The sequence below is a fragment of the Variovorax sp. V93 genome (assembly GCF_041154485.1).
Classification (GTDB): domain Bacteria; phylum Pseudomonadota; class Gammaproteobacteria; order Burkholderiales; family Burkholderiaceae_C; genus Variovorax; species Variovorax beijingensis_A.
This window is the reverse complement of the sequence record NZ_AP028669.1, coordinates 143,821-157,966: the sequence shown is the minus strand read 5'-3', so window position 1 is coordinate 157,966 and position 14,146 is coordinate 143,821. Positions and strand designations below refer to the sequence as shown.

Here is a 14,146-nt window from a genome sequence, read left to right as displayed (position 1 = left end):
GTGTTTTGCCACTTTATCTTTCTGATGTTTATCATTCACATCACTGATGGACGTCAACTTCCGCACACTCGACCTCAACCTGCTCCGCGTCTTCGACGAGGTGATGGCGGAGCGCAACCTCACGCGCGCCGCGCGCAACCTGTCGATCACCCAGCCCGCCGTGAGCAATGCGCTGCGCCGCCTGCGCGAGGTGCTCGGCGACGAGCTGGTGAGCCGGGCGGGGGCGGGCGTGGAGCCCACGCCGCGCGCGCTGGCGCTCTGGCCCACGGTGCGGGATGCGTTGCGGCAGTTGCAGCACACGCTGGCGCCGGGCGAGTTCGATGCATCGACCGCGGACACCACCTTCCTGCTGGCCATGGCCGATGCGACCGCCGCCGAGCTCATTCCAGGACTGGTTCGGATCGTGGAGAAGGAAGCGCCCGCTATCTCGCTGCGCGTTCTGCCGCTTACAACGCGCGATCCACGGCGGATGCTCGAGCAGGAGGAAGTCGACATGGCCGTCGGCTACTTTCCGGCCGTGATCGCCAGTCTCGCGGCGCGCGGGCAGTCCGGCGCAGGGGTGGCGTTCGAGACCCAGCGGCTCTACCTGGGCCAGTACGTGTGCGTGATGCGGCGCGGCCATCCGCTTGCGAATGCGCCGCTCACGCTGGACGACTATTGCGCGGCGCGGCACCTGCTCGTGAGCTTTTCGGGGCGCCCCTACGGCTTCATCGACCAGACGCTGGGCGCCATGGGGCGCGAGCGGCGCATCGTGGTGACCGTGAACCAGTTCTTCACGGCCGGGCGTGTGGTCGCGAATTCGGACCTGCTGACGGTGCTGCCGCGCCATTTCGTGACCGTGACCGGCATCGACGAGCAACTGGTGCTGCGCGACCTGCCCTTCGACCAGCCGATGGTGCACGTCGACGCCATCTGGCATCGCCGCGCGCAGCACGGGCATGCGCACGAATGGCTGCGCACCGCGCTGCTGCGCTCCGCCGCGGCCGCCTTCGCGGATTCGGTCCTCGGGCAAAAAGTGCCCGGATGACCGGGTTTTCTAGCGGATGACCGAGAGCCAGGCGCTGGCGGCAGCGCGCAGTTCCTGCGCGTGGTGGGCGCCCCGGCCGGCGCGGACGTCGGCGGTTTCCATCAGCGCGGCGGCGTGGCTGGCCGGGGCGCTGGCATCGGAGGAACGGAAGAAACGGGCCACTTGGGCAATGAGGCTGAACATGACAGTGCGCTGCTCTTGGCTGCGCTGGAGTGGTTGATGTCCTAAGAATAGGGGTTATCCCTAATATTGGAAGCCCTACTTCATGCGCTTTGTGCATGGGCTGATTCCCCTAGACTGAAAAGACGATGAAGCTGCAATTGCTGTCCGACCTGCACCTGGAGTCCCACCCCCGCTTCCAGGCCGAACCCGCGCCCGGCGCCGACATGCTGGTGCTGGCGGGCGACATCGGCTCCTACCAGGAAGGCTCGCGCCTGACCGACCCCGACTTCGGCCTGGGCCGTTTCTCGCCCCGCAACGGCTGGCCGGTGCCCGTGATGTACGTGCCGGGCAACCACGAATACGACAACACCGATTTCGACCAGACCCACGAGCGCCTGCGCGCGCTGTGCCGGGAGCTCGACATCCTCTGGCTGGAGCGCGAGACCCTGGTGATCGACGGCATCCGCTTCATCGGCACCACGCTCTGGGCCGACTTCGACGCGCTGGTGGAACCCACCGACGGCCTGGCGGATGCGCTCAAGAAGCGCGGGAAGGCCATGCGCGCGGCCGACTTCTATCTCGAGAAAGCCGCCACGGTGCGCCATGGCCAGCCCTTCATGGCCGGCGCCATGCGGGAGCAGGGGCTGGCCTGCCAGGCCTGGCTCGAACAGGCGCTGGCCGAGCCTTTCGACGGCGCCACGGTCGCCATCACGCATTTCGCGCCCAGCCTCGCCAGCGCCGATCCACGCTACGGCCTCACGCCCGGCACCGCGGGCTTCTGCAATTCGCTCGATGCGCTGCTGCCGCGCGCCAAGCTGTGGCTGCACGGCCACCTGCACTGCCCCTCCGACTACGTGAAGGACGGCTGCCGCGTGGTCGCCAACCCGCTCGGCTACAAGGGCAAGGGCGAACAGGAGAGCTTTCGCCCGGACCTGCTGATCGAGGTGCCCTGAGCGCGGTTTGCGGCCGCGCCCTGGCGAGGCTCAGCTAGCCGCGCCCCTTGGCCACCAGGCGAATGCCGGGCATCAGTTCGGCCGCGAGTTCGGGGCGTTCGAGCGCGTAGTCGAGGTTCATGCGTGCGATCTCGACGTGCTCCTCGCCCAGCGCCTGCGCGCGCGAGCCCTGCCCGCGCTCGATGGCCTGCACCATCGCATGGTGCGTGCGGTGCGCCTGGCGCATCCACTGCTGGCCCTCTTCCATCGACGACTGCATCGGCAGCATCGCGCTGGGCGCGGCGAAGGGCTGGCCGCCAAGCATGTCCATCACGCGCTTGAGCGCAAGGTTGCCGCAGCCTTCGACGATCAGCTTGTGGAAGCGGTCGTTCATCTCGACGTAGGCCGCGTAGTCGTCCAGCTCCATGCTGGGCTTGTTCACCGCCCGGTCGCCGGCCTCGAGGCACTCTTTCAGGTCACGCAGCAACTGTCGTGGTGCACCGTCCTCGGCCAGCAGGCGCGCCGCGAAGCCTTCGACCACGCCGCGAACGCGGATGGCGTCGGCCACTTCCTGCGAGGTGAAGCGGCGCATCTGGTAGCCGCCGCCGGGCGATTGCTCGATCAGGCCTTCGTGCTCGAGGCTGGCCAGCGCCAGGCGCACGGGGGTGCGCGAGGCGCCGAGTTTCTCGGCGATCGGAATCTCGGCCAGCCGCTCTCCGGGCACGAATTCGCCCTTGAGAATCAAGTCGCGCAGCTGCACCAGCACGCGGGATTGTTGGGAGTCCATCGGGAAGCGCCAGGGAGAGGGGATGTGCGGATTCTAGGAGACCTGCCCGCCATTGCACGCAGCATATTTACCTTGGCTCGGTTGTTGCATGCACCTCTAGGCAATATGCGTCAAAAATACATGCAGAGCCTCTCGTTAACCCTATATTTAGCGCCATCATCCCTCGATTTAGGACGAAATTGCCGATAAAGGTTTGACCCGGATCGAGGAACACCCAGACAATGCATACAACTGCATGCAATGCCTGCAGACTTCTTTCTGAAGCACCACGATGGAGCCCGCACGATGATCAGCGCCGAACAAAATGATTTCATCACCCGCGTCGGACCCGGCGCGCCCGCCGGCAAGCTGCTGCGCCGCTACTGGCAGCCGGTGGCCCTGGCCGACGAACTGGCGGGCCCGCGCCCGGTCAAGCCCGTGAAGCTCATGGGCCAGGACTTCGTGCTGTTCCGTGATGAAAACGGCCAGCTCGGCATGCTCGACCGCGACTGCCCGCACCGCGGCGCCGACCTGGCCTTCGGACGCCTGGAGAACGGGGGCCTGCGCTGCGCCTTCCACGGCTGGCTGTTCGACGCCAAGGGCAACTGCCTCGAAACCCCCGCCGAACCCGCCACCAGCAAGCTGTGCAGCCGCATCAGGCAGTCGGCCTATCCGGTGGTCGAGAAAAGCGGCGTGGTGTTCGCGTACATCGGCGAGGGCGAGCCCCCGGCCTTCCCCGAGTTCGACTGCTTCGTCGCGCCCGACAGCCACACCTTCGCGTTCAAGGGCCTGTTCGAATGCAACTGGCTGCAGGCGCTCGAGGTGGGCATCGACCCCGCACATGCGTCGTACCTGCACCGCTTCTTCGAGGACGCGGACACCTCCGAGAGCTACGGCAAGCAGTTCCGCGGCGCCTCGGCCGATTCCGACATGCCGATCACCAAGGTGCTGCGCGAGTACGACCGCCCCGACATCAGCGTGGAGCCCACCGACTACGGCTTGCGCCTGAAGGCGCTGCGCAAGCTCTCGGAAGACACCACGCACGTGCGCGTGACCAACGTGGTGTTCCCGCAGGCCTTCGTGATCCCGATGAGCGCCGAGATGACCATCTCGCAATGGCATGTGCCGGTCGACGACACGCACTGCTACTGGTATGCCATCTTCACGAGCTTCACCGGCCCGGTCGACAAGCAGCAGATGCGCGACCAGCGCCTCGCGCTCTACGAACTGCCCGACTACACCTCGCGCAAGAACAAGCGCAACAACTACGGCTACAGCGTCGACGAGCAGCGCACCGAAACCTACACCGGCATGGGCGACGACATCAACGTGCACGACCAATGGGCGGTGGAGTCGCAGGGCCCCATCCAGGACCGCACGCGCGAGCACCTGGGCAGCACCGACAAGGGCATCATTGCCTACCGCCGCGTGCTGGTGAAGGCCATCGAAGCCACGCTGGCCGGCGAGAGCGCGCCGATGCTCATCGACGCCGCGCAGGCCAGCGCGATGACCGGGCCGCCGTCCATCGACGGCATCGGCCACGTCAGCGGCGAAGAGGCCACCGAGGCCTACTGGCAGGAGGCCGACCGCGCACGCCGCCTCAAGTCGGACTGGGCCAGCGCACGGCTCGCTGCCTGAGCAGGCCCGCCATGAGCAGCAGCAACACCTTCGTGGACCGCTTCGGTCTCTGGTCCGACGACCAGCATGCACAGGCGCGCGAGCTGGTGCGCCGCATCGACAGCGGCGAGGTGGACGTGGTCCGCTTCGCCTGGCCCGACCAGCACGGCCTGCTGCGCGGCAAGACGCTGGTTGCCAGCGAGGCGCGCGCTGCGCTGTGGGAAGGCGTGAACCTCACCTCCACGCTGCTCGCCAAGGACACCTCGCACAAGACCGTGTTCCCGGTGTTCAGCGCGAACGGCGGCTTCGCCATCGAAGGCCTGCAGGGCGGCGCGGATTTCACCATCCTGGCCGACCCCGCCACCTTCAAGGTGCTGCCCTGGGCGCCACGCACCGGTTGGATCCTGTGCGATGCCTACATGGCCGACGGCAAGCCCTGCCCCTTCGCGACGCGGCAGATCCTGCAGCGCGCGGTGCGGCAGCTCGACGAGCTGGGGCTCGATTTCATCGCCGGCCTCGAGGTGGAGTTCCATGTCTTCAAGCTCGACGACGCCCGCATGGGCCTGGCCGATTCGGGCCAGCCCGGCGAGCCGCCGCGCGTGTCGCTGCTCTCGCACGGCCACCAGTATTTGACCGAGCTGCGCTACGACCGCGTCGACGAACTGATGGAGTTGCTGCGCTCCAATCTGATCGCGCTCGGCCTGCCGCTGCGCTCGCTCGAGATCGAGTTCGGCCCGAGCCAGTTCGAGCTGACCTTCGGCCCCACGGCCGGCGTGATGCCGGCCGACACCATGGTGCTGCTGCGCAGCGCGATCAAGCAGATCTGCCAGCGCCACGGGCTGCACGCCACCTTCATGTGCCGGCCGAAGATCCCGAACGTGATGTCCAGCGGCTGGCACCTGCACCAGTCGCTGCGGCGCAAGAGCGACGGTGTCAACGCCTTCATGCCCGAGGCCGAAGGCCGGGACCTCAGCGGGATCGGCATGCACTACCTCGGCGGCCTGAAAGCCCATGCCTGCGGTGCGGCGGCCCTGGCGAGCCCCACGATCAACGGCTACCGGCGCTATCGCCCCTTCTCGCTCGCACCCGACCGCGCGATCTGGGCGCGCGACAACCGCGGCGCGATGCTGCGCGTGCTCGGCGGCGTGGGCCAGAGCGCCTCGCGCATCGAGAACCGCGTGGGCGAGCCGACGGCGAATCCGTATCTTTATCTCGCGTCGCAGCTGTTCTCGGGGCTCGACGGCATCCGCAACGGCATCGACCCCGGTCCTTCGGCCGACGCGCCGTATGAAACGCCGGCCGAGCAACTGCCGCGCTCGCTGGGTGACGCGCTCGCCTGCCTGCGCAGGGACGAGATGCTCAACGCGCAGATGGGCAAGGTCTTCATCGACTACCTCTGCCACATCAAGGAAGCGGAAATCGCCCGCTTCAACCTTGAAGTCTCGGAGTGGGAACACCGCGAGTACTTCGACATGTTCTAAGCCCTTCTTTCATGCCCACGATCCACTACATCCTCAAGGACGGCACCACGCGCGAGGTCGACGCCAAGATCGGCGCCAGCGTGATGGAGACCGCCATCCGCGGCAACGTGCGCGGCATCGACGCCGAGTGCGGCGGCTGCTGTTCCTGCGCCACCTGCCACGTCTACGTGGACGACGCCTTCGCAGGCATGCTGCCGCCGCCCGACGACATGGAGAGCGCGCTGCTCGACGCCGTCGCGGCCGAGCGCCGGCCCCATTCGCGGCTGAGCTGCCAGCTCAGCGTGACGGCGGCCTTCGACGGCCTCAGGGTGCACATTCCAGAGACACAGGTCTGAAGCACACTCGCTCGCTCCGCATTCACCCCACCTGAAAGGCGTTTTTCCATGACGACGATGACGAAGAGAACCGTTCTCTCGACCCTCCTGCTCGCCGGCTTCGGCCTGCTCGGCAGCACGGCGCAGGCCGCCGACGAGCCGCTGCGCATCGGCCTCATTGCCACCTATTCCGGCCCGTACGCCGACTATGGCCGCCAGTTCGACGCCGGCATCGCGCTCTACCTCAAGGAGCACGGCGGCAAGGTGGGCGGGCGCACCGTCGAGATCATCAAGAAGGACACCGCCGGCCCCGCGCCCGACGCCGCCAAGCGCATTGCGCAGGAGCTCATCGTGCGCGACAAGGTGAACGTGCTCACCGGCCTGGACTTCAGCCCCAACGCCTACGCCGTGGGCGCCATCGCCACGCAGGCCAGGATCCCGACGATTGTGATGAACGCCGCATCCTCGGCCATCACCACCAGCTCGCCCTACGTGGCGCGGCTGTCGTTCACCGTGCAGCAGGTCACCGACCCGATGGCGCGCTACATGCTCAAGGAAGGCATCAAGGACGCCTACACCGTGGTGGCCGACTACGCCTCGGGGGTCGATGCCGAGACCGCCTTCAAGAAGACCTTCACCGCCGGCGGCGGCAAGGTCTCGGGCGAGGTGCGCACGCCGATGAACAACCCCGACTTCTCGGCCTACGTGCAGCGCATCAAGGACGCCAAGCCCCAGGCCGTGTTCTTCTTCTTTCCCTCGGGCGTGATGCCGCCGGCCTTCCTCAAGGTGTGGAAGGAGCGCGGCATGGAGCAGGCCGGCATCAAGCTCTACGCGACTGGCGAAGCCACCGACGACAGCTACCTCGACGCCACCGGCGACGTGGCGCTCGGCCTGGTCACCAGCCACCACTACTCGTTCGCGCACCCGTCGCCCAAGAACCAGAAGTTCGTGAAGGACTTTGCCGCCGACAACGGCGCCAGGCTGCGCCCGAGCTACTTCGCCGTCACGGCCTACGACGCCATGGCCGCCATCGACCTCACGCTGCAAAAGACCAAGGGCGACGCGAGCGGCGACAAGTTCATGGATGCGCTGCGCGGCCTGCGCTTCGAGAGCCCGCGCGGCCCGATCGAGGTGGACCCGCTCACGCGCGACATCGTGCAGACCGTCTACATCCGCAAGACCGAGCGCGTGAACGGCCAGCTGGTGAACGTGGAGTTCGACAAGTTCGACCGCGTGAAGGACCCGGCCAAGGAAAGCTCGAACTAAGCAGCACACCGGCAAGCAGCGCAGCAACAGGAGGCCCATGGGCATCGTGATCTTCGACGGGGTGGCCTACGGCATGCTCCTGTTCCTCATCGGCGTGGGCCTGTCCATCACGATGGGGCTCATGAATTTCGTCAACCTCGCGCACGGCAGCTTCGCGATGGTGGGCGGCTATGCGGCAAGCGTGCTGATGAACCAATGGGGGCTGGGCTTCGGCCTTTCGCTGGCCGCCGCCTTCGTGGCGGCGGCGCTGGTGGGCGCGGTGCTGGAGTTCGTGTTCTACCGGCGGCTGTACCGCGCGCATCCGCTCGACCAGGTGCTGCTGTCCATCGGCGTGGTGTTCGTGTCGATCGCCGCCTTCACGTATTTCTTCGGCCCGACGATGCAGCCCTTCACCCTGCCGCCGGCGCTCGACGGACAGGTCGCGCTGCTCGGCCTCGAAGTGGGGCGCTATCGCCTGTTCCTGATCGTCTGCGGCGTGGCCGTGCTGGCCGCGCTGCTGCTGGGCCTGGGCAAGACGCGCTACGGCGCGATGGTGCGCGCGGCCGTCGACAACCAGCGCGTGGCGGGCGGCACCGGCATCCATGTGCAGCGCCTGTTCTTCCTGACTTTCTCGCTGGGCTGCGGCCTCGCGGGCCTGGGCGGCGCGCTGAGCCTGGGCATGCTGGGGCTGGAGCCTTCGTTCCCGCTCAAGTACCTCGTCTACTTCCTGATGGTGGTGTGCGTGGGAGGTGCGGGCACCGTGACCGGGCCGTTCATTGCGGCGCTGCTGGTCGGCATCGTCGACGTGGCTGGCAAATACTACCTGCCGGAAGCAGGCGCCTTTCTCATCTATGTGTTCATGATCGCCATGCTGCTGGTGCGGCCGAATGGCATCGTGGCGAAGAAGGGGATCGCGTGAAACACACCGTGCGTTGTTCAGGGCGCGATCGCGCCGACGGGGTACCTTGCTCCGCGAATGTCCTCCGGCCTGCGGCCTCCCCCTTTATTTCGCTGCGCAAGGCACCCCATCGACGTGATCGTTGGGCAGAGCAGTCGTTGATCGGTCGGCACAGGAGCCGCGCCTCTCGTGCGCAGGGCATCGGGTGCTCCCCGCAGCGAAATAAAGGAGGAGGCGAAGCCGGGGGACATTCGCGGAGGGGAGTACCCGATGCCCTGCGCACGCGCCCTGAACAACAGCGCTCCGCACACCGGCACTACGCAACACAACGCACAGGGCACCCAGGATGAAGCCTGTCACGATGTTCCCCACGCACCTGCGCATCGCCGAAACTGCTTTCTGGCTGGCACTCGCGTCGAGCTTCTTCCTGCTGCCCGACAAGCTCACGCTGATGAGCCAGATCATGATCTTCGGCCTGTTCGCCGTGTCGCTCGACATGGCGCTGGGCTACGCCGGCATCCTCACCGTCGGCCACGCGGCCTTCTTCGGCGCAGGTGCCTATGCGGCCGGCCTGCTCGCCAAATACGGCTGGAGCGAACCCTTCACCGGCCTCGTGTTCGCGCTGGTCGCGAGCGGCCTGCTCGGCTACGCACTGAGCTACCTCGTGGTGCGCGGCGCCGACCTCACGCGGCTGATGATCACCATCGGCGTGTGCGTGCTGCTCTACGAATTGGCCAACCGGCTCTCTGGCATCACCGGCGGCACCGACGGCCTGCAGGGCGTGGTCATCGCGCCGGTGCTCGGCCTCTTCGACTTCGACCTGTACGGCAAGACCGCGTTCTGCTATGCCTTCGTCGTGGTGCTCGCGATGTTCCTGCTGGTGCGGCTGGTGCTGCGCTCGCCCTTCGGCCTCGCGCTGCGCGGCATCCACGACAGCCGCAAGCGCATGACGGCCATCGGTTCTCCGGTCGAGGCGCGGCTGCGCATGGCCTATGCCATGTCGGCGGCCGTGGCCGGCGTGGCGGGCGGGCTGCTGGCACAGACCACGCAGTTCGTCGGCATCGAGTCGATCGGCTTCAACCGCTCGGCCGAAGTGCTGATCATCCTGGTGCTCGGCGGCACGGGTCGCCTGTACGGCGGGATGATCGGCGCCATCGTCTACATGCTGGTGCACGACTGGTTCGCGGACATGAACCCGCAGTACTGGATGTTCTGGCTCGGCATCTTCCTGATCGCGGCGGTCATGCTGGGGCGCGGCGGCATCATGGGTGCGCTCTCGCGGCTCGTGCGCACGGGGAAGGCGACGCGATGAGCCGCACGACCCCGCACACGCTGCGCACGCAGAACCTGGGCATCCGCTTCGGCGCCTTCCAGGCGGTGGGCGAAGTGAACCTCTCGCTCGAACCTGGCGCGCGCCAGGCACTGATCGGCCCGAACGGTGCGGGCAAGACCACGCTCATCAACCTGCTCACCGGCGTGTTCAGGCCCACGAGCGGATCGATCCACATGGGCGATCGCGACATCACCCGCCTCTCGGGCGACAGGCGCGCCCGCATGGGGCTGGCGCGCACCTTCCAGATCAACATGCTGTTTCCCAGTCTCACGCCGCTGCTGTCGGTCGTCCTCGCCATCAGCGAGCGCGAAGGGCTGGGCGCCACCTGGTGGCGGCCGCTCAAGGGCTGCACGGCGGTGTTCGACGAGGCGCATGCGCTGCTCGGCACGCTCAAGCTCGACAGCCTGGCCGACGTGCCCGTGGCCGAGCTGGCCTACGGCAAGCAGCGCCTGCTCGAGATTGCGCTGGCGCTTGCGGCCAAGCCCCGCATCCTGCTGCTCGACGAGCCCGCGGCCGGTGTGCCGCAGGACGAGAGCGGCGAATTGTTCGAAGCCATCGCGGCGCTGCCGGACGACATCAGCGTGCTGTTCATCGAGCACGACATGAAGCTCGTCTTCCGCTTCTCGCGCCGCATCTCGGTGCTGGTGGGCGGCCGCATCCTCACCGAAGGCACTCCGGCCGAGATCGGCGCCGACCCGCGCGTGCGCGAGGTCTACCTTGGACGCTCCCATCGCCATGTCTGAAGTGCTTGCCTTCGACCACGTCACGGCCGGCTACGGCAACGCCGTGGTGCTCGACCGTCTCGACTTTTCGCTGCGGCAGGGCGAAAGCCTCGCCATCCTCGGGCGCAACGGCGTGGGCAAGACCACGCTGCTGGAAACGCTGATGGGCAACACCCGCGTGATGCAGGGCGCGGTCCGATGGCAGGGCGCGGACATCACGCGCTGGCCCTCGCACCGGCGCGCGCGCGCGGGCCTGGGCTGGGTGCCGCAGGAGCGCGAGGTGTTTCCCTCGCTCACCGTGGAAGAAAACCTCACGGTGATCGCGCGGCCGGGCGGCTGGAACCTCCAGCGCGTCTACGGCTTCTTTCCGCGCCTGCGCGAGCGGCGCAGCAACTACGGCAACCAGCTCTCCGGCGGCGAACAGCAGATGCTCGCCATCGGCCGCGCGCTGATGACCCATCCGAAGCTGCTGCTGCTCGACGAACCGATGGAAGGCCTGGCGCCGATCATCGTGGAAGAGCTGGCCGCCGCGATTCGCCGCCTGTGCGAGGCCGAAGGCCTGGCGTCCGTCGTCGTGGAGCAGCACCCCGTGCTGGCGCTGGAGATGACGCACCGCGCGATCGTGCTGGAGCGCGGCACCGTGGTGCATGCCGGGCCGAGCAACGAGCTGGCCGCCGATCACGGCCTGCTCGAAGGGCTGCTCGGCGTGGGGGTCTGATTGCCGGGTCGAGAACCTAGCTCAGCATCTGGCCGCGGCTGCCGATCACGGCCACGTCCACGAACTGCCCGCCTTCGCGGTTCGTGCGCCCGTAGCTGATCTTCACCCCGCCCAGATCGAAATTCTCGATGCTGGCCATTCCCGCCATCACCGAAGCGCGCGTGAGCGAGCCGCCGGCGCGGCGCATGCCTTCGGCGAGCACGGCGGCGTTCATGTAGCCCTCCAGGCTGGTCAGCGAGAACTCCCTGGTGCCGTTGGCCAGCATGTCGGCCTGGTAGCGGCGCACGATCTCGAACCTGGTCGAGAACGGCGACGGCACCACGACCACGAAGCCCAGGCCGCGCGCCAGGTCGCCCATGGCGGACAGCGCGCTTGCAGTGATCGAAAGCCCGTAGGCCGAGCTGTTGCCGCCCGCGTCGCGCAATGCCTTCATGAAAGCCGGCGCCGTGCCGGCCAGGCCGATGAGCACGACCTGCGGCTTGGCCTTGGCGATGGCCTCGGCCGCGGGGCCGACTTCCATGCTGGTGGTGTTGGGCGTGGTCGCGATGACGGCCGGCTCCAGCCTGGCCTTGGCGAGCGATGCCTTGAACGCTGCCAGCACCGATTGCCCGAGCGGATCGTTCGAATGCACGAGACCGATGCGGCTCTGGCCCAGCACGGCCGCCGTGCTCACGAGCTTGTCGATTTCCTGGTCGTAGTTGACGCGCACCCAGAAGGTATTGGGCGAGGTCTTCTTGCGCAGCGAGATGGTGCCGGTGATGGGCCCCACCACGGCCATGCCGGGCACGGCGTCCATCACCTCGGACGTCTGGCGGGTGCCGAGCGGATGCACCAGCGCGAGCACGGAGCTGTCCTTCTCGAAGGCCAGTGCATTGGCCTTGGCGAGGTCGGGCTTGAACTGGTCGTCGGCCATGACGAGTTCGATCTTCGTGCCGTTGATGCCCCCTGCCTTGTTCAGCGCATTGAAGAAGGCGCTCGAACCCTGGTGGAGCCCCTGGCCGTTGGCCTTCTCGACGCTGCTGTTGTCGAAGGTGGTCCCGATGCGGACGGCCCTGCTCTGCGCCAGCGCCGGAAATCCCAGGCTCGCACCGGCCGCCGTTGCGGCCAGACCGGTCAGCACATGGCGACGGCGGGTGGAAAGCGGCGCAATCGACTCGCGCGGCACGGGAACGGTCATGTCGAAGTCTCCGGGATTCAGTGACAAAAATTCACACTTTGATTGGGAATGTAACGTAAGCCATCGATCCGAAAGTGACAGCCGGGGCCTGTGCAGGCGGCCGCTACAGCAGTTCTTCGCCCACGATCGGCAGCAGCAGCCAGTTCTTGAAGCGCAGCCATAGAAACTCGCCGGGCTCGTCCTCGTGGACGATGTCGCCGCCGCCGCCGTCGTCGTATTCCAGCCATTGCGCGCGGCGGCCGTCGGGCGACAGCCGCAGCCGGTAGCCCAGGCTGACGCGCTCCCCGCTCATGAGCCTTTCATAGTCGGCCACCAGCGCCGGGCTGTCGATCACGAGGCCCATTTCGGTGTTCACCGAGGCCGAGCGGCGGTCGAGGTTCATCGAACCGACAAAAAAGCGCTCGTCATCGATCACCGCGAGCTTGGCATGCAGCCGGCTGATCGAGTGCCTGAAATTGCCGAAGCGCCCCGAGCGCCCGGTGAGCGTGGGCGCGATCTCGTAGATGGTGACGCCGATCTTCAGCATGTCGGCGCGATAGCGTTCGTAGCCTGCGTAGGCCAGCGGTTCATCGGTGGCGCCGAGCGAGTTGGTCACCACGGTGATGCGCCCGCCACGCTCGATGGCCTTCTTCATCATGGCCATGCCGCGTGCGCCCGGAATGAAATACGGCGAAGCGATCTTGACTTCGCGCTTCGCCGAGTTGATGACGCCGAGCGCACCCTCGGTCACGCTGCCCTCGTAGGCGGCCTCTGGCTTGCGCGTGATCTTCGCGGGGTCGTCCACGAACAGCGTGAATGGCGCCCATTGCAGGTCGAGCTTGCCGGTGGCGAGTTGCTCGCCCACGGGCGATCTGTTCAGGACGTCGCGCTGGCGCATCTGCACATCGGGCAGCGCCGCGCCGGCAATGGCATCGAAGCGCTTCTGCGCCTCTTCGACCGGCATGCGCAGCGGCGCAATGCGCTCGATGGGCCAGACATGCTCGCTGTTCCAGTAGCGGTCGAAGCCTTCGGACATCTGGCGCACGACCGGTCCGGTGGAGAGCACGTCCATGTCGATGAAGTTCGCCGCCGTGCCGCGCATGAAGTATTCGTTGGCGATGTTGCGCCCGCCCGAGACGGCAAAGCTGTTGTCGGCCACCAGCAGCTTGTTGTGCATGCGGTGGTTGATGCGGCCGAAATCGCCGAACGAGAACAGGAGCCGCATCGCGAACGAACCGACGCGCGACGGCAGCGGATTGAACAGCCGCACCTCGACGTTCGGAAAGGCCGAGAGCGTGCTGAACACCTCGTCCTCGCCGGCCGTGTAGAGATCGTCCACCAGGAGGCGCACCCGCACGCCGCGCGCGGCGGCCTCGCGCAGTTCGCGCAGCAGCAGCAGGCCGACGTCGTCGTTCTGGATCAGGTAGTACTGCACGTCGAGCGACTTCTCGGCATGCCGCGCGAGCGAAATGCGCGCGTCGAAGGCAAAGGCCGCCTCCGGCAGCAGCCGGAAGCCCGACAGCGATGCGGACTCCTGCGGCGCGCGCAGCCGCGCCAGCTGGCCGAGCGCAGTGTCGGCGACATCGGTGATGGCCGCGGACGGCGCGCTAGGCTGTGGCGGCGGCAGGCCCGCGCAGCCCGCCAGCCACGCCGAGGCCACGGCGACCCACACCAGGGCTGCGAGTCTGCGGATAAAGCAAGAGGCTGCCATGGCCCGCACTGTAGCCCGCGGCAGGCGCGGGCGGAGCCCTATGATCGCGCTCACAAAAAGGAAA

The 14,146-nt window shown here is 67.3% G+C and carries 14 protein-coding genes; 10 read left to right on the top strand and 4 right to left on the bottom strand.

Annotated features, from left to right (window positions below):
* Positions 1-46 precede the first annotated feature (46 nt).
* Positions 47-1,027 carry a LysR family transcriptional regulator gene (locus ACAM54_RS00800; RefSeq protein WP_369649492.1) on the top strand — a complete coding sequence of 327 codons (981 nt, stop codon included), beginning with the start codon at positions 47-49 and terminating at the stop codon, positions 1,025-1,027.
* A gap of 9 nt (positions 1,028-1,036) precedes the next feature.
* Here the strand turns inward: ACAM54_RS00800 and ACAM54_RS00795 are convergent, their stop codons facing one another.
* Positions 1,037-1,210 (bottom strand): hypothetical protein, encoded by a 174-nt coding sequence (locus ACAM54_RS00795; protein ID WP_369649491.1) that lies wholly within the window; start codon positions 1,208-1,210, stop codon positions 1,037-1,039.
* A 125-nt stretch (positions 1,211-1,335) separates the two neighbouring features.
* Between ACAM54_RS00795 and ACAM54_RS00790 the strand changes: the two genes are divergently transcribed.
* Positions 1,336-2,142: a metallophosphoesterase gene (locus ACAM54_RS00790; RefSeq protein WP_369649490.1), complete on the top strand. Its 807-nt coding sequence runs from the start codon at positions 1,336-1,338 to the stop codon at positions 2,140-2,142.
* Between the two features lie 34 nt (positions 2,143-2,176).
* Here ACAM54_RS00790 and ACAM54_RS00785 read toward each other — a convergent pair whose 3' ends face one another.
* On the bottom strand, positions 2,177-2,908 hold the full coding sequence (locus ACAM54_RS00785; RefSeq protein ID WP_369649489.1) for a GntR family transcriptional regulator: 732 nt from the start codon (positions 2,906-2,908) through the stop codon (positions 2,177-2,179).
* Between the two features lie 285 nt (positions 2,909-3,193).
* Here ACAM54_RS00785 and ACAM54_RS00780 point away from each other — a divergent pair, with 285 nt between their 5' ends.
* The 8 genes from ACAM54_RS00780 to ACAM54_RS00745 all read left to right on the top strand — a co-directional run bounded on the left by ACAM54_RS00780 (position 3,194) and on the right by ACAM54_RS00745 (position 11,215).
* Entirely contained in the window at positions 3,194-4,525 is a 1,332-nt protein-coding gene (locus ACAM54_RS00780; RefSeq protein WP_369649488.1) for a Rieske 2Fe-2S domain-containing protein, read from the top strand.
* Positions 4,526-4,536: 11 nt separating this feature from the next.
* The gene (locus ACAM54_RS00775; protein ID WP_369649487.1) at positions 4,537-5,985 is read left to right on the top strand and encodes a glutamine synthetase family protein; all 1,449 of its coding nucleotides are present in this window, start codon (positions 4,537-4,539) and stop codon (positions 5,983-5,985) included.
* Positions 5,986-5,996: 11 nt separating this feature from the next.
* Positions 5,997-6,320, top strand: a complete 324-nt coding sequence (locus tag ACAM54_RS00770; protein WP_369649486.1) for a 2Fe-2S iron-sulfur cluster-binding protein — start codon at positions 5,997-5,999, stop codon at positions 6,318-6,320.
* 48 nt (positions 6,321-6,368) lie between these two features.
* Complete coding sequence (locus ACAM54_RS00765) at positions 6,369-7,565, top strand: ABC transporter substrate-binding protein (protein ID WP_369649485.1); 1,197 nt, start codon at positions 6,369-6,371, stop codon at positions 7,563-7,565.
* A 37-nt stretch (positions 7,566-7,602) separates the two neighbouring features.
* Entirely contained in the window at positions 7,603-8,463 is an 861-nt protein-coding gene (locus ACAM54_RS00760; protein ID WP_369649484.1) for a branched-chain amino acid ABC transporter permease, read from the top strand.
* Between the two features lie 325 nt (positions 8,464-8,788).
* Positions 8,789-9,754 carry a branched-chain amino acid ABC transporter permease gene (locus tag ACAM54_RS00755; RefSeq protein WP_369649483.1) on the top strand — a complete coding sequence of 322 codons (966 nt, stop codon included), beginning with the start codon at positions 8,789-8,791 and terminating at the stop codon, positions 9,752-9,754.
* Positions 9,751-10,518, top strand: a complete 768-nt coding sequence (locus tag ACAM54_RS00750) for an ABC transporter ATP-binding protein (protein ID WP_369649482.1) — start codon at positions 9,751-9,753, stop codon at positions 10,516-10,518. Before ACAM54_RS00755 ends, ACAM54_RS00750 begins: the two co-directional genes overlap by 4 nt.
* Positions 10,511-11,215: an ABC transporter ATP-binding protein gene (locus tag ACAM54_RS00745; RefSeq protein WP_369649481.1), complete on the top strand. Its 705-nt coding sequence runs from the start codon at positions 10,511-10,513 to the stop codon at positions 11,213-11,215. Before ACAM54_RS00750 ends, ACAM54_RS00745 begins: the two co-directional genes overlap by 8 nt.
* Positions 11,216-11,231: 16 nt before the next feature.
* Here ACAM54_RS00745 and ACAM54_RS00740 read toward each other — a convergent pair whose 3' ends face one another.
* Positions 11,232-12,392: an ABC transporter substrate-binding protein gene (locus ACAM54_RS00740; RefSeq protein ID WP_369649480.1), complete on the bottom strand. Its 1,161-nt coding sequence runs from the start codon at positions 12,390-12,392 to the stop codon at positions 11,232-11,234.
* A 103-nt stretch (positions 12,393-12,495) separates the two neighbouring features.
* The gene (locus ACAM54_RS00735; protein ID WP_369649479.1) at positions 12,496-14,082 is read right to left on the bottom strand and encodes a phospholipase D family protein; all 1,587 of its coding nucleotides are present in this window, start codon (positions 14,080-14,082) and stop codon (positions 12,496-12,498) included.
* Positions 14,083-14,146 lie beyond the last annotated feature (64 nt).

What these genes read in the sequence shown, in the direction of transcription:
- ACAM54_RS00750 (WP_369649482.1), top strand. Translation starts at nt 9,751, where the DNA reads ATGAGCCGCACGACCCCGCACACGCTGCGCACGCAGAACCTGGGCATC.
- ACAM54_RS00760 (WP_369649484.1), top strand. Translation starts at nt 7,603, where the DNA reads ATGGGCATCGTGATCTTCGACGGGGTGGCCTACGGCATGCTCCTGTTC.
- ACAM54_RS00755 (WP_369649483.1), top strand. Translation starts at nt 8,789, where the DNA reads ATGAAGCCTGTCACGATGTTCCCCACGCACCTGCGCATCGCCGAAACT.
- ACAM54_RS00795 (WP_369649491.1), bottom strand. Translation starts at nt 1,210, where the DNA reads ATGTTCAGCCTCATTGCCCAAGTGGCCCGTTTCTTCCGTTCCTCCGAT.
- ACAM54_RS00780 (WP_369649488.1), top strand. Translation starts at nt 3,194, where the DNA reads ATGATCAGCGCCGAACAAAATGATTTCATCACCCGCGTCGGACCCGGC.
- ACAM54_RS00770 (WP_369649486.1), top strand. Translation starts at nt 5,997, where the DNA reads ATGCCCACGATCCACTACATCCTCAAGGACGGCACCACGCGCGAGGTC.
- ACAM54_RS00800 (WP_369649492.1), top strand. Translation starts at nt 47, where the DNA reads ATGGACGTCAACTTCCGCACACTCGACCTCAACCTGCTCCGCGTCTTC.
- ACAM54_RS00765 (WP_369649485.1), top strand. Translation starts at nt 6,369, where the DNA reads ATGACGACGATGACGAAGAGAACCGTTCTCTCGACCCTCCTGCTCGCC.
- ACAM54_RS00790 (WP_369649490.1), top strand. Translation starts at nt 1,336, where the DNA reads ATGAAGCTGCAATTGCTGTCCGACCTGCACCTGGAGTCCCACCCCCGC.
- ACAM54_RS00740 (WP_369649480.1), bottom strand. Translation starts at nt 12,392, where the DNA reads ATGACCGTTCCCGTGCCGCGCGAGTCGATTGCGCCGCTTTCCACCCGC.
- ACAM54_RS00735 (WP_369649479.1), bottom strand. Translation starts at nt 14,082, where the DNA reads ATGGCAGCCTCTTGCTTTATCCGCAGACTCGCAGCCCTGGTGTGGGTC.
- ACAM54_RS00745 (WP_369649481.1), top strand. Translation starts at nt 10,511, where the DNA reads ATGTCTGAAGTGCTTGCCTTCGACCACGTCACGGCCGGCTACGGCAAC.
- ACAM54_RS00785 (WP_369649489.1), bottom strand. Translation starts at nt 2,908, where the DNA reads ATGGACTCCCAACAATCCCGCGTGCTGGTGCAGCTGCGCGACTTGATT.
- ACAM54_RS00775 (WP_369649487.1), top strand. Translation starts at nt 4,537, where the DNA reads ATGAGCAGCAGCAACACCTTCGTGGACCGCTTCGGTCTCTGGTCCGAC.